This is a genomic window from Aeromonas sp. s13 (assembly GCF_040907905.1).
In the GTDB taxonomy this organism is placed as follows: Bacteria; Pseudomonadota; Gammaproteobacteria; order Enterobacterales; family Aeromonadaceae; genus Aeromonas; species Aeromonas veronii.
In genome coordinates this window covers 40,417-59,070 of sequence record NZ_JBFOCS010000035.1, presented here as the reverse complement: position 1 = coordinate 59,070, position 18,654 = coordinate 40,417, and the positions used below count along the sequence as shown (strand labels likewise).

15 protein-coding genes and 1 pseudogene are annotated in these 18,654 nt (G+C 58.5%); 4 read left to right on the top strand and 12 right to left on the bottom strand.

Going from position 1 to position 18,654, the window contains the following annotated elements; translation table 11 throughout:
- Window positions 1–54: 54 nt before the first annotated feature.
- Both dpaL and ygeW read right to left on the bottom strand, forming a co-directional pair.
- The gene (dpaL, locus tag AB5Y82_RS05200; RefSeq protein WP_368173733.1) at window positions 55–1,254 is read right to left on the bottom strand and encodes a diaminopropionate ammonia-lyase; all 1,200 of its coding nucleotides are present in this window, start codon (window positions 1,252–1,254) and stop codon (window positions 55–57) included.
- Between the two features lie 137 nt (window positions 1,255–1,391).
- Window positions 1,392–2,579 carry a knotted carbamoyltransferase YgeW gene (ygeW, locus tag AB5Y82_RS05195; RefSeq protein ID WP_005336811.1) on the bottom strand — a complete coding sequence of 396 codons (1,188 nt, stop codon included), beginning with the start codon at window positions 2,577–2,579 and terminating at the stop codon, window positions 1,392–1,394.
- A gap of 610 nt (window positions 2,580–3,189) precedes the next feature.
- Between ygeW and AB5Y82_RS05190 the strand changes: the two genes are divergently transcribed.
- Window positions 3,190–3,783: a hypothetical protein gene (locus AB5Y82_RS05190; protein ID WP_042055951.1), complete on the top strand. Its 594-nt coding sequence runs from the start codon at window positions 3,190–3,192 to the stop codon at window positions 3,781–3,783.
- 40 nt (window positions 3,784–3,823) lie between these two features.
- Here AB5Y82_RS05190 and AB5Y82_RS05185 read toward each other — a convergent pair.
- A pseudogene (locus AB5Y82_RS05185) lies at window positions 3,824–4,828 on the bottom strand (Wadjet anti-phage system protein JetD domain-containing protein).
- A 212-nt stretch (window positions 4,829–5,040) separates the two neighbouring features.
- On the opposite strand from AB5Y82_RS05185, the gene AB5Y82_RS05180 reads away from it, so the two are divergent.
- Window positions 5,041–6,282: a lipase family alpha/beta hydrolase gene (locus tag AB5Y82_RS05180; protein WP_368173732.1), complete on the top strand. Its 1,242-nt coding sequence runs from the start codon at window positions 5,041–5,043 to the stop codon at window positions 6,280–6,282.
- 481 nt (window positions 6,283–6,763) lie between these two features.
- Window positions 6,764–6,967 (top strand): hypothetical protein, encoded by a 204-nt coding sequence (locus tag AB5Y82_RS05175; protein ID WP_005352285.1) that lies wholly within the window; start codon window positions 6,764–6,766, stop codon window positions 6,965–6,967.
- A 79-nt stretch (window positions 6,968–7,046) separates the two neighbouring features.
- On the opposite strand, the gene AB5Y82_RS05170 is transcribed toward AB5Y82_RS05175, so the two are convergent.
- The 9 genes from AB5Y82_RS05170 to cmoM form a co-directional block, all read right to left on the bottom strand.
- Window positions 7,047–7,877: a hypothetical protein gene (locus AB5Y82_RS05170; protein ID WP_159143772.1), complete on the bottom strand. Its 831-nt coding sequence runs from the start codon at window positions 7,875–7,877 to the stop codon at window positions 7,047–7,049.
- A gap of 49 nt (window positions 7,878–7,926) precedes the next feature.
- Window positions 7,927–8,430 carry a peptide deformylase gene (def, locus tag AB5Y82_RS05165; protein WP_159143773.1) on the bottom strand — a complete coding sequence of 168 codons (504 nt, stop codon included), beginning with the start codon at window positions 8,428–8,430 and terminating at the stop codon, window positions 7,927–7,929.
- The gene (locus AB5Y82_RS05160) at window positions 8,430–8,912 is read right to left on the bottom strand and encodes an N-acetyltransferase (RefSeq protein WP_159143774.1); all 483 of its coding nucleotides are present in this window, start codon (window positions 8,910–8,912) and stop codon (window positions 8,430–8,432) included. The genes def and AB5Y82_RS05160 overlap by 1 nt, the downstream gene beginning before the upstream one ends.
- 306 nt (window positions 8,913–9,218) lie before the next feature.
- On the bottom strand, window positions 9,219–9,530 hold the full coding sequence (locus AB5Y82_RS05155; protein WP_129503961.1) for a putative quinol monooxygenase: 312 nt from the start codon (window positions 9,528–9,530) through the stop codon (window positions 9,219–9,221).
- Between the two features lie 139 nt (window positions 9,531–9,669).
- Window positions 9,670–10,056: a septal ring lytic transglycosylase RlpA family protein gene (locus AB5Y82_RS05150; RefSeq protein ID WP_162632607.1), complete on the bottom strand. Its 387-nt coding sequence runs from the start codon at window positions 10,054–10,056 to the stop codon at window positions 9,670–9,672.
- 259 nt (window positions 10,057–10,315) lie between these two features.
- Entirely contained in the window at window positions 10,316–14,743 is a 4,428-nt protein-coding gene (gene mukB, locus AB5Y82_RS05145; protein WP_368173731.1) for a chromosome partition protein MukB, read from the bottom strand.
- Between the two features lie 3 nt (window positions 14,744–14,746).
- On the bottom strand, window positions 14,747–15,466 hold the full coding sequence (gene mukE, locus AB5Y82_RS05140; protein WP_005345759.1) for a chromosome partition protein MukE: 720 nt from the start codon (window positions 15,464–15,466) through the stop codon (window positions 14,747–14,749).
- The gene (gene mukF / locus AB5Y82_RS05135) at window positions 15,447–16,781 is read right to left on the bottom strand and encodes a chromosome partition protein MukF (RefSeq protein ID WP_201902077.1); all 1,335 of its coding nucleotides are present in this window, start codon (window positions 16,779–16,781) and stop codon (window positions 15,447–15,449) included. Before mukF ends, mukE begins: the two co-directional genes overlap by 20 nt.
- 100 nt (window positions 16,782–16,881) lie before the next feature.
- A complete protein-coding gene (gene cmoM / locus AB5Y82_RS05130; protein ID WP_033113262.1) occupies window positions 16,882–17,658 on the bottom strand; it encodes a tRNA uridine 5-oxyacetic acid(34) methyltransferase CmoM in 777 nt (258 codons plus the stop codon).
- Window positions 17,659–17,759: 101 nt separating this feature from the next.
- On the opposite strand from cmoM, the gene elyC reads away from it, so the two are divergent.
- Entirely contained in the window at window positions 17,760–18,530 is a 771-nt protein-coding gene (gene elyC, locus AB5Y82_RS05125; protein WP_058058823.1) for an envelope biogenesis factor ElyC, read from the top strand.
- Window positions 18,531–18,654 lie beyond the last annotated feature (124 nt).

The following is an 18,654-nucleotide window of genomic DNA, read 5'->3' as shown; positions in this document are numbered from 1 at the left end:
GATCAATGCTTCAATTCGAGTCTCTGCTCTCGCAGGGATTACTCACAGCCGGGGTTAATCGCAGGCAGGATGTTTGCCTTCCCACACCACTTCCCGGTAGTGGGTCACATCGGTGTCCCCTTCGGTGTTGATGATCAGCACCACGGAGTCGCGACTTAGCCCCAGACGTTCCATCAGCGCCGCGCGATCCGGGTGGTGACGCACCGCCGCCAACACGCCGGTACCGACCGAGCCGGACTCACCGGAGATGATGCGGGGATCATTGCCAAGAGGGTTGCCAAGCACTCTCATGCCCAATGCCGACACCTTGTCGTGACAGGAGATAAACTGGGTGGTACAGCTTCTGAGCAATGGCCAACCGAGCGGATTGGGTTCGCCACAGGCGAGACCGGCCATGATGGTGCGCATATCGCCCCCCACGTTGACCATCTCCCCCACCACACCGGAGCGGTAGATGCAGTCGGCCTGATCCGGTTCGACCACGATACTGTGCAGGTTTTTCGCCCCGAAGCAGTCCACCAGATAACCGAGCACACCGCCCGCCAGCGCCCCGACCCCGGCCTGCAGCAGCACGTGGGTCGGCTGCTTGATGCCCATGGCCTGCATCTGCTCGACCGCTTCGTCGGCCAGAGTGGAGTAACCCTGCATGATCCAGGTCGGGATCTTGGTGTAGCCCTCCCAGGCGGTGTCCTGCACTATGTGCCAACCGCGCTCTTCCGCCATTTTCATGGTCAGGCGCACGGTATCGTCGTAGTTCATGTCGGTGACGATGCACTCGGCACCGAGATTGAGAATGTGGTCAACCCGCTCTTGGGCCGAGCCCTTGGGCATGTAGACCACCGCATGCTGGCCCACCTGCTTGGCGGCCCAGGCAACGCCGCGACCGTGGTTGCCATCTGTGGTGGTGGCGAAAGTCATCGGCTCCTTGATGGTGCGTTTGATGAGATCGAAGGAGAAATCCTCGATGGCCACCCCGTACTTTTCACAGAGCAGGTTGGCGATGGCATAAACGCCACCCAGCATCTTGAAGGCATTGAGGCCAAAGCGCTTTGACTCGTCCTTGACCAATATATTTTTCACCCCGATATAGGCGGCCAGATCTTTCAGGTCACACAATGGGGTCGGCTCATAACCGGCCAGTTTTTTATGAAAGGCACGGGCCTTTTGTGCTTCGGCGCGAGAAAAAAGCGGAGATGGCTCGGCGGTAAAAAAGCGGTTATCGGCAATATCCATCTTCAGCGAAAATTGGGACATGCTTACCTCACTAGGCGTTACCTGACAAAGAGCTGCCTCGCCGGGAGATCCGTTATTCAGATAACACGGAGAGAAAACTCAAAATAATGGGTTCGACAGTGTGGGCAGGATGAATATTCACCCTGCCCTGCCGTTATTTATTTCACCCGCTTTTGCGCCTCTTTAATCAGATTTTCCAGGGTTTCTGCCGGGGCGGAGAATTTACGGGCCATGATCATGGCGGCAATAATATAGGGCTTCCAGCTCGCCTCTTTGTAAGTGGCGATACGGTATTTCTCGAATACCCCTTCGGTTACTTCCCCTTCCTTGCAGGAGACGCCGGAAATATCGGCCGGCAGGCAGTGCATATAGAGCGCTTCGCCACCCTTGGTGAGCTTCATCATCTCCTCGGTGCAGTGCCAATCCTTGTGCTTGGCGTTCTGCTCAAGGCAATGTTTCTCCAGCTCCTTGAGGCCGGCGTGGTCATTGGCGCGCAGCAACTCGGTGCGCTGCTCCATCACCTTGTAGGGGGCCCAGGACTTGGGATAGACGATATCGGCATCTTTGAACGCCTCTTCCATCGAGGTGACCTGACGGAAGCTGCCACCGGAGGCCTTGGCATTCTCCTTGGCCACTTCGATCACGTCTGGGATCAGGTCATACCCTTCCGGATGGGCCAGGGTCACGTCCATACCGAAACGGGTCATCAAGCCGATGATGCCCTGGGGCACGGAGAGCGGCTTGCCGTAGCTGGGGGAGTAAGCCCAGGTCATCGCAATCTTCTTGCCCTTGAGGCTCTCCAGGCTGCCGAAGTGCTCCTGCAACCAGGCGAGATCAGCCATGGACTGGGTCGGGTGATCAATGTCGCACTGCAGGTTGACCAGCGCCGGACGCTGGGGCAGCACCCCCTTCTCGAATCCTTCATCCAATGCGGCGCCCACTTCGCGCATATAGGCGTTGCCGGCACCGAGGAACATGTCGTCACGGATCCCGATGGCATCGGCGCAGAAGGAGATCATGTTGGCCGTTTCACGGACGGTTTCGCCATGGGCGATCTGGGATTTGCCCTCATCCAGATCCTGCTGGGCCAGACCGAGCAGGTTCAGCGCAGAGGCGTAAGAGAAGCGGGTTCGGGTGGAGTTATCGCGGAAAACCGAGATACCGAGCCCGCTGTTAAACAATTTGGTGCAGATATTTTCGGCGCGCAGGGTCTTGAGAGATTCGGCCAATTTCAATACCAGCTCCAGCTCCTGAGGCGTTTGCTCCCAGGTCAGCAGAAAATCTTTTTCATGCAGGTTGGATTTGAGTGCTCTGATCTCTTTGATTAATTCGTTAACTGCTTTCATCGTTCGCCCCAATCATTGGATGAGATATGGATAGCTCCCCTTTCACTCACGATGTCACCAGCATCCCGGTTGTGGGTGAGCGCGTCGGTTAGCGTCGATATGAGGCAATCAATAACCGTGCCAAACCAATAAAATGCAGGCAGATATTAATAAATGGCAAAAGTGTGTGATGCCACCCACAAAATCAGCGGCTATTTCAGCGGTTTATTCCATAAAAGGATGGATAGGGTGACCAAGCGATAAAATTGCCGGGTGATAATAATCAGAGGCGATATCTCGGCATCGGTGAGAATTATCATCAAAGGTCAGTTTCAGGGGCTGAAATGATATCAGCTGGGCTGTCGTTATCATTATGATAATGCCCGCAACACCTTTTCTCTTGGAAGGATCTCTCCAGCGTTGACACTGCTGCTATCCCGTCTCCCCTTCGCTCCCCGCCTGTATCACCTCTCGCCTTATCTTCCGGCCACATCGCTGGGCGCGGTTGGCCCAAGGTGCTAACGTGAATACGCCAGCTGCGCATCTGTCTCGGATGCTCAGAAGAGGCCGACGTTCACTGCCGCAACTGCGCGGATGAACCTGCATGACTTACATCTTTGAGGGATTATCTATGTCCAGGAATGCTGCTCTGCTCATCACCCTGACCCTGCTCGGGATCGCCCCTGCCCACGCCATCAGTGCCAAATATGCCGAGCAACTGGAGCGATCCGGCTGCACCCAGGTCACCGAGGCGCAGGGCTGTGACATTCACAAAACCAAAGCGGAAAATGCCAAGGCGGGATTTGGCACGGCCGCCCCGGCCGCGGAGGGCGGTCTGAATCTGAGCTATGAGCAGAAGCTGGAGCGCTCGGGCTGCACTCAGGTGAGCGAGCTCAATGGCTGCGATATCAATAAAACCAAGGCTGAGAACGCGGCTGCCGGTGTTGGCAATGCTCCGGCCGCGGCAACCAGCGCCAGCCCCTATGCGGGCAACTGGATCGCCACCTTCCCCCAAACCGGCGCCACCGTGGCCAATATCCGCATCGATGGCAAGGATCAGGTGTGGGTCAACGACAAGAAGGTCAATGCCAAGAAATCCGATGGTGCGCTGGTGTTCAAGGATGGCATGGTCATCTACACCATTCAGGGGGATCGCCGCATCAAGGGTGAAGATGGCTGGGTCGATAATGATGCCGGCACCAAGGGGCCCATCAACGCCAAGTAAGCAGCAGACCACAAATGACGGGGAGCCCGGGCTCCCCGTTTCACACCTGATTGCCCATCTCTTCCAATGACCAGCTCCGCCAGTGAGGGGCCAGAATCAATACCTCCTGCTCCAGCCAAGTCCCGTCTTTGATCAGTTTCTCAAGCCAGGGAACGCCTGCCGGCGAGCCATGACCATCAACCTGATCAGCCAGCGTCGTCACACGCCTGGGCACCTTGCCACTGCCCGCCGCAAAGGTGCGTACCGGACGGGCATAGTGCTCCAGATAAGGCTGCAGCTCACAGGGGAGCCAGAGCATGGCAGGACGATTTAGCTCGCGCGCCAGCTCGACGGCAATATCGATACCCCGTTGATCGAGATCACCGAAATGTGCCCACTGCACGCCCGCAGGCAGCAGCGGGATCAGCTGCTTGGCCAGGGTGGTATTGCGACCGGGGGCAAAAAGCAGCAGTTGCCCGGGTTGCAGCGGGTAGTCGACAAAGGCTCCCTTGTTCTCCACCGTAATGACCCGCTCCCCTTGCCAGCCGATGGCCGCCAGCGTGCCCAGAGTCCGCTCCGGCAACGCCAACTCCCCCAGCAGCGCCATCATTACCGTCATATCGTGCTGCTGACCCTGCCGATCGACTAGCGAGAACGGTTCGAGGGTACGGATGCGGATCACCTCATCTTGCGTGAGCGTCAAGTCCGCAAGCCTTGGCGCGGCAAGGGGTGCTGACCGCGGATGCTTGCTATCCCCATACCAGAGGGCATAAAAGCAGGCCTGATTGAGCCGTGCAGGCAAACTCACTCCCAGACGTCGCAGCTGCTTACGCTTGTCCGGTTCGGGGGGCGCTGCCCGTGCCAGTTGTCAGGTCAGATAAGTCCGCCCCGCGTCGGTCAACACATAATGAGCACCTCGGCCAACCGGCTTGCTCCCGGCTACTGCCTGCAACAGATCCTTCAACTTGCGGCCATGCCGACTCTCAAGGGAGCACCCCTTCTCGTTCTGGCTATCGAGCAACTTTGCACAGAGCGCCTGTACCTGCACCTCATCAAACAGCGACATCCTCACCTCTCCATGTAGCTTCATATGACGAAGTAGAGGTGATTTTCCCTGTCATTACCGTGACCGGCTTCGCAAGCGGTTCTTATCAGCCCAGCCATGCCCGTCCCGTTACTGGTAAACCCGCCACAAAGGGCGCAAGCTGGTTTGATATAGAGATACGCTGCGCTCTTCGCGGCACGACAACGCGATACCCGCTTTCACAAGGGCTTGCCATGACCGACGCCACAAACCCCTCGCCATCCTCTTCCTGGCATCTTTCGGATATCCGCGAGCTGGCGCACCTGCTGTCTCTGGCGCTGCCCGCCGCGGTAGAGATCACCGAAGCGGTACATCAGGCGGTACTGAGCGGTATGGGGCTCAAGGGAGTGGATGAGGGAAAAACAGCCGGGATCACCGGGCTGGTCTACAAGGGGGTACATGGCGCCGCCAACAACCTAAGCAGCGGCCTCAACCAACTGCTCAGCCGCCTGCCAGCCACACCACCGCCACACCAGATCCCCGAAACCCCGAAACGCGCGGCCCTGATCGCCACGCTCAACGGCGTATTGGGGGACAAGCTGGTCGAGCACCACAATGCCTTCGCCACCCCCATGACACTGCGCTATCAGGGCAAGCCCCTCGATTGGCAAGCGATGCCAAAGGATCTACCCCGCGAGGGACGGGTACTGCTGATGATCCATGGCCTCTGCATGAACGATCTACAGTGGCAGACCGAGCACCAAGGCAAACCGGTCAATCACGGGGAGCAACTTGCCAACGCGCTTGGCTATCAGCCTCTTTATTTGCGCTACAACTCGGGCCTGCCCATCGCACAAAACGGGCAGCAACTTGCCCTGCTGCTGGAGCAGTTGCTCGCCCACTGGCCGGGAGAGCTCAAAGAGATAACGATAATGGGCTACAGCATGGGGGGACTGGTTGCCCGCAGCGCCTGCCACCATGCCGGCGTGGCCGGGCTCACCTGGCCTGCGCACCTTGCCAACCTGATCTTTCTCGGCACACCACACCACGGCGCACCGCTCGAACATGCAGGTCACTGGTTGGAACAGTTGCTGCCCGCCACCGCCTACAGCGAGCCCTTCGTCAGGCTGGCGCGGCTGCGCAGTGCTGGCATCAAGGATCTGCGCCACGGCAAGGTGAGCGATACCGTTGCACGGCCGGATCCCGCCGTCCCCTCACAGGATCCTCGCTCGCCACTCCCCTTGCCCGGTGGCGTCAACTGCTATGCCATCGCCGCGACCACTGCCGCCAAGCGCAGCTTGCTGGCCGACCGGTTGATTGGCGATGGACTGGTGCCGCTGCGCAGCGCCCTTGGCCAGCACAGCGAGGCGCGCCATCAGCTGGCTTTTCTTCCTGCCCATACCCTGATTGTCTATCGCACCAGCCATATGGCCCTGCTCACCAGCCCGCAAGTGGGCCAGCAACTGCTGCGCTGGCTCAGCCCCTTGCAGTTATAGCGAGCTGGCTATTAAAGCAACAGAGTACTGGTTCACAAAGGAGCCCTGTGGCACTCTGGGACGTCAAAGGGAAGACCCACACTGACACTTCATGTGTCCCCACTGCAAAGGAGCGCCACCGATGGCCAAAGCAAGCAAGAAAGAGATCAAAAAGAAGATCGCCGCTCGTCTTGAGAAAATTGCCAAGCATGAAGGCAAGATCAAGAAGCTGAAGAAGGCCCTGAAGTAGGACCCATCGCATAAGAAAAACCGCCAACTGGCGGTTTTTTCATCCTCCTTTTCGCCCCTTTCCCATCGCTTTTGATACCAATGGCCTTGATGTAAAGGCCTCAAGCGCACCTCAGCAAAACAACCCAGCTGAAACCACGCACGTTCTCATCACCGCTATTTGGTCTAACAGCGCCAATCGGGCGCCGCGCGTCCCCTTGCCAGCAACTACCTTCAACGAAGCGTTTGATATGAGCCAGCAGTGGAGCGCCATATGTACTCTTACACCCTCACCTTCAAGGAAGATGTCGATCGCCTGACCGCCCCCGAGCAGGAGATCACCTTGCAGAGCCCCGCCCAGGCGGGGGATTTTATTATCCTCTCCGACGGCAGCCGCCATCAGGTGATGTTTGTCACCCACCGCGCCCACTACAGCAGCCTCTATCTCGATAAAGGGGTCAGGGTGCCGCAAAGCTAGCGAAGCTCATCCCTCAGTTTGCGAAAGCAAAAGAGCGGCACCTGGCCGCTCTTTGATCTCTCTTTATGTGGATTTGCTGTCACAGCACCTTGATCACCGGTTGGTGCACTATCTCGACGTCGTTTTTATAGACCACCAGCTCACCCGGTGGCACGCCTCGCTCACCCAATACGGTTACAACGCACTCGTAGCGATAGGGGCCGCTCGTGAAGAGATAGGTATGATTGCCCCCCGTCCCCTCCACCCTGACGGTGCCATTTTTCAGCACCAGATCCGGCTTGTCGGCGAGCATCTTGCCCTTGGCCCAGGAGGCGTAGCGATAGTGGCCATCGTCCAACTCGTCGATGCGGATGTTAAATTTCTCGGTCTGCCACATCAAAGCGGGGTTCTTGTACTCCCGCACACTAAGATGCAGACCGCTCTTCTGCCTGGCGATAAGCTCGGCTTTCAATTTGGCGGCCTGCGCCGTCTGATGATTGATACCGATCACCTTGCCATCGAAATCCATCCAGACCTCACCACTGCCCAACATGATGCCGCGCCAGCCCATGGCCTGCCAATCCTGCCCGACCCGGGAGGTCGCGATGCTTTTTAATATGGCGTCATCAAATACCTCGTCGAAACGGGTCAGCATCTCCGACGCGTTTTTAATGGCGGGAATGGGATACTCCTGCTTGAAGGGGTATTTCATTTGATTGGCAAGGGCCTGATGATCCCGGGCTTCCGCCGCATCGACCAACTGCTGCACAAAGGGGCGATATTCGGCCGGCAACTGCTCTTCGTCGGCTGATACGGGGAGTGCTACCCACAATGTTCCCAGCAACAGCAGAGCCTTCAGCCCATAACGTCCCCGCACCTCATTGCTATTGCGGCCAAACAGCGCCCTGACATTCCATCTTGCCACTTTCATTCTGCCTGCTCTCCACATAACTAAAACGGCCAGCCACTATCCGCAGATGTTAACTGGCGGACTTGAGAGATTTTTTAACTCGTTTGAGTGCCATCTGCCGTTTGAGCGGTGACAGGTAATCAATGAACAAGTTGCCATCCAGATGATCAATTTCATGCTGCATGACTATGGCCAAAAAATCGCTGCTCTCAATCGTAATCGGATTGCCTTTTCGATCCAGTGCAGATACCACCACCGAACTGTAACGCTCGACATCCGCGTAGTAATCCGGCACGGAGAGACAGCCCTCTTGCCCAAGCATCTTTTCAGTACCGCTTATCACTTGTGGATTAATCAAAACCAGCGGCTGATCCCTGCTCTCGGACAAGTCGATAATAACGACTGCTTCTTTGCGCCCGACTTGAGTCGCGGCCAAGCCAATCCCGTTTTCCGTCGCATACAGGGTCTCCAGCATGTCATCGATCAGCCCCTGTACGGCAGCAATATCCTCAACTCGCTCGGCCTTGAGCCTCAACCTGGGGTCTGGTGTCGTCAAAATATTCAAAACCGCCATCACAACTCTCCATTAACCACTTTTTTCAATCCGAGGTCACAGCCCAACGGCCGGGACATGGAGACAAACGCCTGATCCTCTTCGACCACGTTGTAACCAAGGCGCTCATAAAACCGTATCGCCCTATGGTTCTCTGTGAAGCTGGACAAGGTGACCCGGCATTTGCCCTCACGCTCAGCCTCCTGATGAAGGCGTTCCATCACGGCAGCACCAAGCTGCCGCCCCTGATACTGAGGGAAAATGATCAGCAGATGAACATGCTGGGCATCCTCATATGGCTTGCTACATAGCAAACCAATGCGTTCTCCACCATGCAGGATCCACGAAAACCATTGCGGCAGATAGGAGCTGGTTAGTCGCTCGCGTTGAAATTGGTCATCCCAGCCAAAGAGCGCCTCAACATAGGGAAAAATCCCCTGTTTCACGGCAGTAAAGACCTGCTCAAATTCACTTTGCGGTACATCTACAAGTTCAATAACCATTATCGTCCTCCCTGCCTACCTCATATCGACGCGCTGATGGTCAGCACCATCTTTTGGTATGCCTTCCTGCGATAGCAGGTTATACCACTACCACTGGGCTTGAGCCCAAATTAAATTCTCATTTGGATATCTCATCCGTTAACAGGAAGATGAAAACATCTTGGATATAAACAGGAGAGAGTAATTAAAAATCAGAGGATTAGTAGATGCAGGCTGGCAAAAGACTGGCGTGATAACTTGCTTGAAACGCATCTTATCTCGCACTTGAGATATGAATAAAAAATCGGGCCCTCTGGCCCGAATGGATTAAGAGTAACTGACCTCATCCAGGAAAATAAGCTGCAGTGGCTCTGCAAGCAGAGACTCAGCCTGAGCGGCAAAGGCCTGAAAATAGTCAGTCTGACAATGGCTATCCAACGCGGCTTGGCTGACGAATGCCTCACGCATGTAAAAGGTGCCTGGCTCATCCCGCAATTCAAACAGCACATAGTCCAAGTTACCCGGTTCGTGCCGAGTAGGCTCAATAAGCTTGATCAACTCCCGGCGCAGCTGCTCCCTCATACCGGCTCTAGCTTTAAGCACTGCGATGGACACCAGTTTCTCTTCATTCATCTTCATCTGCTCCGTTATCAGATCAATCATTCAAGTATTTCGATTGGGTGTACCTCTTGGATACGGAGCAGTGTAAGAGGGCAGACTTGCAGGATATAGCCATACAGAACGGACACTCTGTTCACGCCACTGAACAAGTGGACTGCTAGAGCGCCTCTATTTTTACTTTGATAATCCCGTCGCGAATATTGCCGATGGCGCTAAAGGCAGATTTGGAGAGATCGATAATTCGCCCGCTTTTAAAGGCGCCACGATCATTGACCTTGACCACTACGCTCTTGCCGTTGGCGAGATTGGTGACCCGCACGATGGTGCCAAAGGGCAATTCCATATGGGCGGCGCTATTGAGGTTGTTGCGATAGATCTCGCCGCTGGCGGTCTTTTTGCCATGATAACGGTCGGCATAATAGCTGGCGTAACCGGTCTCGCTATAGCCGCGCCAGCTACCGCCGTGACTCTCGTCATAACGGCTGCTACAGGCCGCCAGCAGCAGGCAAAGAGATAACAGCAGCCCTTTCTGGATATGTTGCACCTTTCACCTCTCCTCTCTTCTTCTTTTCGCTATGCGCCATTTTTCTTCTTCGATGCGGCCGGTGACGCTGGCGACACACTTGCAGGCGGGAGCTCTCACCTTGCCATAGCTCCAAGGCACTCACCATGTTACTCGCCTTGTTGTCAGGCAGCAGCGACCGTGCGGCTACTTTGCCATATCTTCCATGTAAAAAGGGAGGCAAATGCCTCCCTTTCAACTAGTTACCGGTCATCCCGTGTCGGGATGGGCCAGAAACTTCTCAGGCAATCAGCTTGTCGTCGGCAAAGCCGAAGCCACGCAAACCCACCACATGCACGTGCTCGTGCTTGCCCTGCACCTTGCGGATGAGCTTGTAGGTGGTGCCCTTCTCGGGGCTGATGTTCTCGGGCGCCGCGATAAGCAGCTGCATATCCTGCCGCTCGCACAGCTCGAACAGGGTGGCGATGGATTTGCCATCCAGTCGGGCCGCTTCGTCGAGGAACAGCAGGCGGCAGGGAGCGATATCCTTGCCGCGCAGACGGCGGGACTCCTCCTCCCAGCTGATCAGCACCATCAGCAGGATCGCCTGACCGGTACCGATCGCCTCACCGGTGGAGAGCGCGCCGCTCTCGGCCCGCAGCCAACCGTCGGCCCCGCGCTGCACCTCGATCTCCAGCTCCAGATAGTTGCGATAGTCGAGCAGCACGTCGCCCATCACCTGATAGCTGCGATCCCCCTGCTCGATCTGCGGATTCAGGCGCTGGAACAGCTTGGCCATCGCCTCGGAGAAGCTGAGCTCCTTGTCGGCGAACAGATCGTTGTGCATGGCAGTTTGGTCGGCCAGCGCCGTCAGCAAACGGGTGTGGGCCTCGCGGATATTGACGTTGAGGCGCACCCCGCGCACCAGACCGAAGGCGATGTTCTGCAAACCCTGGTTGAGCACCCGGATGCGGTTCTGCTCGCGGCGGATGATGTTGGTGATCTTGGCCGCCACCTCGTGGGAGGAGAGCGACAGATGGGTTTCCCGCTGCTTGAGCTCGTCAGCCAGACGCGCCAGCTCGATCTCCATCTCCTCGATCGCTTCCACCGGATCATCGGAGCGGATGATGTCGTTGCGGATGCGATCCTTGAGGTAACGGTAAACCTGCACGTAGAAGGCGACCTTCTGCTCGGTGCTGCGGTTGCCCTCGGAAAGACGCAGCGCATCGCGCAGAGCTTCGTCGTGGGCCACCGCTACCCGCAGGGCGCCAAGGGCCTTGTCTGACATAGAGCGCAGCTCGTCGCTGTCAAGATACGCCAGCTCGCGCTTATTTAAACGCTTCTCGACATCGGTCTCCCGCGCCAGCCGCACCACCCGCGACCAGCTCGCCTTGTGGCCCACCAGAGATTTACGGGCGCTGTAGTAATCCTTGCCTTCGAGCTTGAGACGACCGCCAAGGGATTCGATCTCGCGCTTGGTGACCTGCAACTGGGCCTCGGCGCTGGTGCGACGGGAACGGGTGCGGATCAGCAGCTCTTCGATCTCTTTCTTGTGGGCGCGCGCCTTCTCTTCCATGTCATCAGAGAGGGTCAGCCCCATGGCCGCCAGCTCCTGCTCGAACTCGGTCAGGGTCTGGCGCTTGGCCTCGACGCTGGAGTTGAGGGCGGTGCGCAGTTGTAGCGCCTCGGTGTGGCGCAGGGCAATCTGCTTGTGCTGCTCGCCAGCGGTGCGGGCTGCCAGCTCGGCCGCTTTCAGCTTCTCTTTGAGTCGCTCGCTCATCTCGGAGGCCTTGCCCAGCAGGTCTTGCGCATCCTGATAGGCAAAATGCGGCAGACGAGCCACCAGCTGATCGAGGGCGTAGCAACGGCGCTTCTGCTCGGCCAGCAGGTCGCTCACCTCATCGTAAGCTGCCTGCAGCGCCGCCAGATCCTGCGGATCCTGACGCAGCACCTGCACCATGGTTTCCAGTTTTTCCAGCGATTTGCCGTGTTTGGCGATAAAGGCTTCGGCCTGTTTCAGCGCGTCCACGTCAGCATGAGCCGCCTCAAGGCGGGCAGCCAGATCAGTCTCGGCAAACAGGTGAGCAAAGGGCAGCATCCCCTGCACCAGCTGGATATGGCGGGTCAGCTGGGCGGCGGCCGCTTTGGCATCACTCAGCTGCTTGTCGCACTCGCCGATGGCCCCTTGCAGCGCGCGCAGTTCGGCCTGCTTGGCCTGCACTTCGGCTTCGGGGTCGGGGCGGAAGGCGATATCCAGATGCTGGCCAATAAAGTCGCGGAAGTGACCGTAGAGACGGTGGTACTTCTGCTGCTCGAAGGCGGCCTTGGCGTAACCCTCGATCAGCCCTTCACGCTCAAGGTCGAGCTGCTCGATCCGCTTTTCACGGGCGGCGCGGCCAAACAGCGGCAGCTCGGGGTAGCGGGAGAAGCGCACCTGACGCTTGCTGGTGCGCACCAGCACGGCGTCCCCCAGCTCATCGGCTTCCACCAGATCCTCGTCAAAGGAGTCGGGGTTGCCCTGAATCAGGTAGATATCTTCCGGGCAATCTTCCAGCTTTTTCAGCCGCTCGATGGCGCCCTCAAGGTCGAGCACCACCAGGGCGCTGCGAGCCGGGCCGTAGAGCGCGGAGTAGTAAGGGGCATCGTCGATGGAGATGTCGTCGTAGACATCGGAGAGGAGCACCCCCCCCACCTGCTCGGCGATGCGAGCCAAGCGCGGATCCGCCTCGCCTGCCCCCAGCTGCAGATTGCGAATTTGCAGCTCCAGCGCCTGTTTCTGCGCCGCGATGCGGTTGCTCTCCTGCTCGAACTCGCGTTCCTTGTCGAGCACTGTCTGCATGCCAGCCGAAAGCTCTTCGGCGGTAGTCAGCGGCAAACCGCTCTGCTCGCGCAGCTGCTCGAGCTTTTCAAAGGATTTGAGCCAGCGCGGCGCCAGCTTGGTCAGCTCAGCAATATCGCGGCCCAGCTGGGTGCCCTGATGCTCGAGGCTGGCGCGGCGCTGATTCACCTCCGCCTGCTGCTCGGAGAGCTCCTCCTGACGGGTGCGCTGGGCTTCGAGGAAGATCTCCAGCTCATCGCTGCTGGCGATAAGCTGGCCAGAGGCCTGCTGCAGCTCGTCACGCAGCTTGAAGAGATTTTTCTGGCTTTCGCTCTCTTTCTCGAGGCGAGCCAGCGCGGCGCGCAGCCCCTGCCCCTGGGCAATACGGGCCTTGTCTTCGATGTGACGCTTGAGCAGCGCCTGCGCGGTGGGCCAGGCGGCCTCGCGCACTGTCTCGGGGGCGATGCTCAAAAGCAGCGCCAGCGCCGCTTCGTGCTCGGCCACTGCCGCCTTGGCCAGCGCCAATTGCTGTTCTGCCCCCAGCACCCGGCTGGTGAGGCTCTGCTCGGCGGCGCGGAACTGGTGCAGGGTGTCGCTCGCCTGTTCGGCGGTCAGCCCCGGCAGCTCGCACTGCTCGCGGGCAGCCTCCAGCGCCTGCACCGCCTGACGGTACTGGATGGCGCGGGTCTGCTGGATATCGAGCGCCTGCTGGTAGTCGGCCAGCTGGGTCTTGAGGCTGTCGACTTCTGCCTGCGCCAGCTCCTTGCGCTCTTCCACTTCCAGCAGCTGGCCGTGGATCTCCTCCACCACCGCCTGCTGCTGCTCGAGTTTGTCAGAGAGATCCGCCAGATCGGCGCGATACATCTCGATCTTCTTCTGCAAACTGACAGCCGCCATCACCTTGGCAAGGTGCTCGGAGGCAGACTCCAGCTCGTCGGTCAGCAGTTTCTCGCGGTTGGTGAGTTGCTCCACCTCGTCGGCCAGATAGATGGCGCGCTGTTTCTCTTCGGCCAGAATGCGGCGCTTGTCGGCCAGCTCCTGGCGCGCCTTGAGGGCCAGCTCGGAGAGGCGGCTCTTCTCGGCGGCGTTGCGCACATAGTCCGCCGCCACATAGTGGGTGGTCTCGGTGATCAGGTTCTTGAACAGATCCCGCTGACCCTGGGTTTCCTTGATCGCTTCCAGCGTGCGGCGGTTTTCATAGATGGCCGCCTCCATGTCAGCAAACGCCTTGCGCACCCCGGAGTTCTCCGGCAGCAGGTATTCGCGCAGGGAACGGCTGATGGACGAGGAGATGCCGCCGTAGAGGGAAGCTTCGATCAGGCGATAGAACTTGCCGCGATCTTTTTGATCACGCAGCTTCTTCGGGGTGATGCCGAACTCGAACATGAAGTTGTGATAGTCGGTCACCGTATTGAATTTGGCGACTTTCAGCGCCCCCAGCTCGGCGGCCGCCCCTTTCAGATCGGTAAAGGCGCGTACCCGCCCCTTGCCGCCATCGAGCTTCTCCAGCAGCAGATCGGTCGGTGCCAGATTTTCCGGCACATCCACCAGCGCAAATGGAGTGATGTTGACCTTGTTGTCGCGGTTGGCCACCTGCTCGAGGTGCACGCCGACCCAGATCCGCTGTTCGCGGCTATTCATCACTTCCAGAAGTGAGTAGCAGTGACCGCGCTGCAGTTTGCCGTAGAGCCCCTTGTCACGGGAGGCGCTGCTCGATCCCGCTTCTGTGGTATTACGGAAGTGAAGCAGTGACTGGTCGGGGATGAGCGCCGCGATAAAGGCCGCCATGGTGGTGGACTTGCCCGCGCCGTTGCCGCCGGAAAGGGTAGTGACCAGCTGGTCGAGATCGAAGGTCCGGGCAAAGAAGCCGTTCCAGTTGACCATGGTCAGGGATTTGAACTTGCCTCGCACCGGTTATACCTCCAGATCCAGTTGTTCTTCATCGAGATCCGCCTCGATGTCATCAAAGAGCGAGTCGCTGCTCGGCATTTCGTCGTCGTGGAAGATGGCTTCACCCTCCTGGATCATCCGCAGCTGGACGGCACGCGGATCTTCATCAGAGCGCACGTCGGCGGCGAAACGGAACACCGATTCGTTGACCCGGAATTTATCTCCGTTGCCAAGGGCGGTGATCATGCCAAGGCGGCGCAGACGGCGCATGGAGGTACGGATCTTTTCGAGCAACTTCTTCTTGTCGAGATCGGTACCGCCGGAGCGGCTGTTGACCATCCGCAGCAACTGCTTCTCGTCGGCGAGGCTCAGCACCTCTTCCTGCAGCTCGGCCATGGCGAATACCCCTTCCGAAGCCAGACGATCCGGGCTCAGATAGAGGTAGCAGAGCACCTTACCCACCAGCATATCGAGCTCGGAGAGCACTGTGGTGCCGATGTCGGAGCTCGGGCGCGGACGCAGGTAGAAGAAGCCTTCCGGCGCCTTGATCAGCTCCACCTGATAGCGGCCGTAGAAGATCTCCAGCTCGCTGTGATATTCGACCAGCGCCGAATGCTGCTCGAACTCGTCGGCACTGATGTGGCGACCGGAGCGCAAGGCGGTGTCGATGCGCGGAAACAAGGGGTTGGCAATCGCCTCTGCGAGCCGCAGCGGCAAGGGAAACTCAGTATTGATCAATGACATAGGCCTGAACCTTGGATCCAGCTTGGTTAATGGGTTTCCATGCGGGTTGGCGATGCAGTTCGCGCTCGCCGCTGGCATGGCCCAGGCGCACGGCCTGGTCGATCAGAAGACGCGCCACATCGAAGTGGGCATGAGCCGGGTAGTCCAGCAGGTATTCCCGCAGCACATCGGCCAAGTCCAGCTGCCGGCCCTGCTCGGGGTAGCGGGCCAGATAGCGCTCGATGCGCTCGGCCAGCTCCTGGTTGATGTCCACCATCTCGACGTACTCCATCTCGAGGGGCACCTCGCCGGTCACCTCCTCGTCGTGGATGGCGATGGTTTCGTCGCGCAGCTCCAGCAGACGGGGCTCTTCGGCCACCCGCAGCTGCCAGTTGTGCTGCTCGAAGTTGCGAATGGACTCGCGCAGCCGCTGGCTGAAGGCGCGGTTCTTGTCCATATCGATGGCGTTGCGGATAAATTTGTGGACGTGTCTGTCGTAGCGGGACCAGAGCTCGATGCACTGCTGACCCCAGCTGGTGATCACATCCAGCCGCCCCTGCAAGGCGTGAGTCAGCTCCTCGACGTGGAACAGATCGTCGCGCCCCTGCGCCGCTTCCTGAATGTTGAGCAGCCCCGCCTGCAGGCGGTGGCCGGCAGCGTCCAGGGTATCCTGCAGCTCGCGCAGGGTCTGGCCGGTTTCGTGCAGCAGTTTTTCGCAGCTGTGAATGGCATCGACCCAGTTCTGGGTCAGCAGGGCCGCGATTTCGCTCTTGACCTGATTCTGCTGCTCATCCATGGCGCGCTGGGTGAGATCGATGCGCCCCAGAGTCTCTTCCAGCGAGAAGGTGAGGCGCGGCAGCACCTCGGCATCCCACTGTTCACGGGTGTTGGTCTCAAGCGCCGCCTTGCGGGCGGTGTCGAGCTCGGAAGCCAGGTGCTCGAGCAGGATGGAGAGCTTGATGGAGTCAACCTGACGCTGATCCATAAAGAAGTCGACGATGCTCACACCCAGGCGCGACAGGCGGTAGAGGCTCTCCCCCGCCACCATGTCGGTGTTGAAACGCGACAGCAGCTGCTGGCGAATGAGATCGTTGATGGCGTTGTTGGCGCGACCTGTGAGGGTCTCGTCCATCTGGCCAAAAGCGCTGCTGACATAGCCAAAAGCGTCGTGCAGTGCTGCTTCCGACAGGTCCGACTCATCCTCGGACAAGGTCTTGATTGCAATCAGAAAGGCCAGCCGGTCGGTTGGCAGGCTCAACGCCAACCCCTCCTGCCTGACCCACCCTACTAGCTCCGGCAAAGAACGCTCTGGCAGGGTACGGGATGTACTCATCATGATGTTGTCATCTCGTTGTTGTATTGGGCGCAAAATCGTGCGCGCGGCTACATCCGGTAGCATCGAAAACATGGTCCACATCGACGTGAACAGCGAACAATCAGCTGGCCGGCTTCTGGGCCATCACATGGATATAGCGACCGAGGGAGACAAAAGGCTCCTGACGGCAATATTGCTGCTCCATGGCCAGCAGATCGTCGAACTTCTCCACCTGATCCTGCTTGTGACGCATATAGTCGTGGATGACCCGCACCCCGGTCTTGCCGATGATGCGCAGCCCCCCGCGACCAATCCAGTCATAGACCTGCTCCGGCAGCTGGGGATTAGTGGGCGTAAGCGCTGTCTGACGCTTCTTGCGAAGACCAAGGCGCACATAGTCAAAATTGCCCACCACCAGGCTCTGGAACAGCAAGCCATGACGGTTGTAGAAAAGCAGCGACAGTATGCCCCCGGCATTGACGAAAGGGAACAGACCCAGCAAGGTCTGGCGCGGCTCAGCAAGCCACTCCAGCACCGCATGGCAGAGCACCAGATCAAAGGTCCCGGTCACGTGTTGCTTCAGATCCTGAATGGGGCAATGGATGAGACGAATTTTGTCTTCCAGCCCCTTCTCGGCGATCTGGCTGCGGGCCAGTTCCAGCATTTCTGCTGACAGATCGCACAGCTCCACCTGATGGCCCATGGCCGCCAGCTTCTGGGCAAAATAGCCAAAACCGCCCCCCGCATCGAGGATGCGCAGCGGTCGGTTGCCAAGGCGGGCCAGGCAGGCTTCGATGTCGCTCCAGACAATGGTGGTGCGGATGCGCCCCTTGGTGGAGTCGTAAATGTTGCGAGCGAACTTGTCGGCGCGCCCGTCAAAACTCTGATCGTGCTTCAAGGAGAAACTCAACATTAGCGCCACAGGGTTGTGGCCATCCCAAAAAAGAGAGGTATTCTGTCACATCCCGAATTTGCTGAAAACTCAAGGAAGTGTCTGCCGTGTTTGTGCTCAAAAAGTGGCTTGGTCAGCTGTTGATGCCGCTCCCCTTCTCCCTCTCCCTGCTGCTGCTCGCCCTGCTGCTGCTCTGGTTCACCCGTTTTCAGAAAACCGGCAAGCTGCTGGCCACCCTCTCGCTGCTCATTGTGGCGCTGATGGGGATGCGGCCGGTGAGCTATGAACTGGCCCGCGGGCTGGAGCAGACCTACCCGCCGTTCGAGGTGAGCCAGCATCCCAACATCGAGGCCATAGTGGTGCTCGGCAATGGTCATGTCAGCGACCCGGCGGTGCCGATGCGCAGTTGGCAGAACAATATCGCCCTGGCCCGCACCCTCGAAGGGGTTCGCCTCGCCCAGGCCTATCCGGACGCCGAGCTGGTGTTCTCCGGCTATGTATCGGGGGATACCCTCTCCAATGCCGAGGTCAATGCCCGGATGGCCGAGAGCCTTGGCATATCCCGTTCGCGAATGACGTTGTTTGAAAACAACAAAGACACTCATGATGAAGCGGTCAGTATCAGTCGTCACCTCAAGGGAAAAGAGGTGGCACTGGTCAGTTCGGCCACTCATTTGCCGCGCGCCATGGCCCTCTATCAGGGTCAGGGACTCAAGGCCGTGCCAGCCCCCACCGACTACACCGCCAAGCAGAGCCAGGTACCCCAGCCCCTCTACAGTTATTTACCCAAAGGGCGTTATCTGATGTATTCCGAAGCTGCCATCCACGAATGGATTGGGGTATGGTGGGCTCGCTTGCGGGGGCAGGTTAACGAATGAGCGATCAAGCGTTTCATTCCTGATTTGGATCAGGAAAGCGAAAAAAAATTACGTCATTTGCCGCCGGGTCAGCTATCTTGGGCTCGGTTCAATTCATATAATGTCGCGCAATCAAATGCCTAGG

What these genes read in the sequence shown, in the direction of transcription:
- def (WP_159143773.1), bottom strand. Translation starts at nt 8,430, where the DNA reads ATGGCGGTTTTGAATATTTTGACGACACCAGACCCCAGGTTGAGGCTC.
- AB5Y82_RS05160 (WP_159143774.1), bottom strand. Translation starts at nt 8,912, where the DNA reads ATGGTTATTGAACTTGTAGATGTACCGCAAAGTGAATTTGAGCAGGTC.
- AB5Y82_RS05175 (WP_005352285.1), top strand. Translation starts at nt 6,764, where the DNA reads ATGTACTCTTACACCCTCACCTTCAAGGAAGATGTCGATCGCCTGACC.
- AB5Y82_RS05155 (WP_129503961.1), bottom strand. Translation starts at nt 9,530, where the DNA reads ATGAAGATGAATGAAGAGAAACTGGTGTCCATCGCAGTGCTTAAAGCT.
- ygeW (WP_005336811.1), bottom strand. Translation starts at nt 2,579, where the DNA reads ATGAAAGCAGTTAACGAATTAATCAAAGAGATCAGAGCACTCAAATCC.
- AB5Y82_RS05180 (WP_368173732.1), top strand. Translation starts at nt 5,041, where the DNA reads ATGACCGACGCCACAAACCCCTCGCCATCCTCTTCCTGGCATCTTTCG.
- AB5Y82_RS05190 (WP_042055951.1), top strand. Translation starts at nt 3,190, where the DNA reads ATGTCCAGGAATGCTGCTCTGCTCATCACCCTGACCCTGCTCGGGATC.
- mukE (WP_005345759.1), bottom strand. Translation starts at nt 15,466, where the DNA reads ATGTCATTGATCAATACTGAGTTTCCCTTGCCGCTGCGGCTCGCAGAG.
- mukF (WP_201902077.1), bottom strand. Translation starts at nt 16,781, where the DNA reads ATGATGAGTACATCCCGTACCCTGCCAGAGCGTTCTTTGCCGGAGCTA.
- dpaL (WP_368173733.1), bottom strand. Translation starts at nt 1,254, where the DNA reads ATGTCCCAATTTTCGCTGAAGATGGATATTGCCGATAACCGCTTTTTT.
- AB5Y82_RS05170 (WP_159143772.1), bottom strand. Translation starts at nt 7,877, where the DNA reads ATGAAAGTGGCAAGATGGAATGTCAGGGCGCTGTTTGGCCGCAATAGC.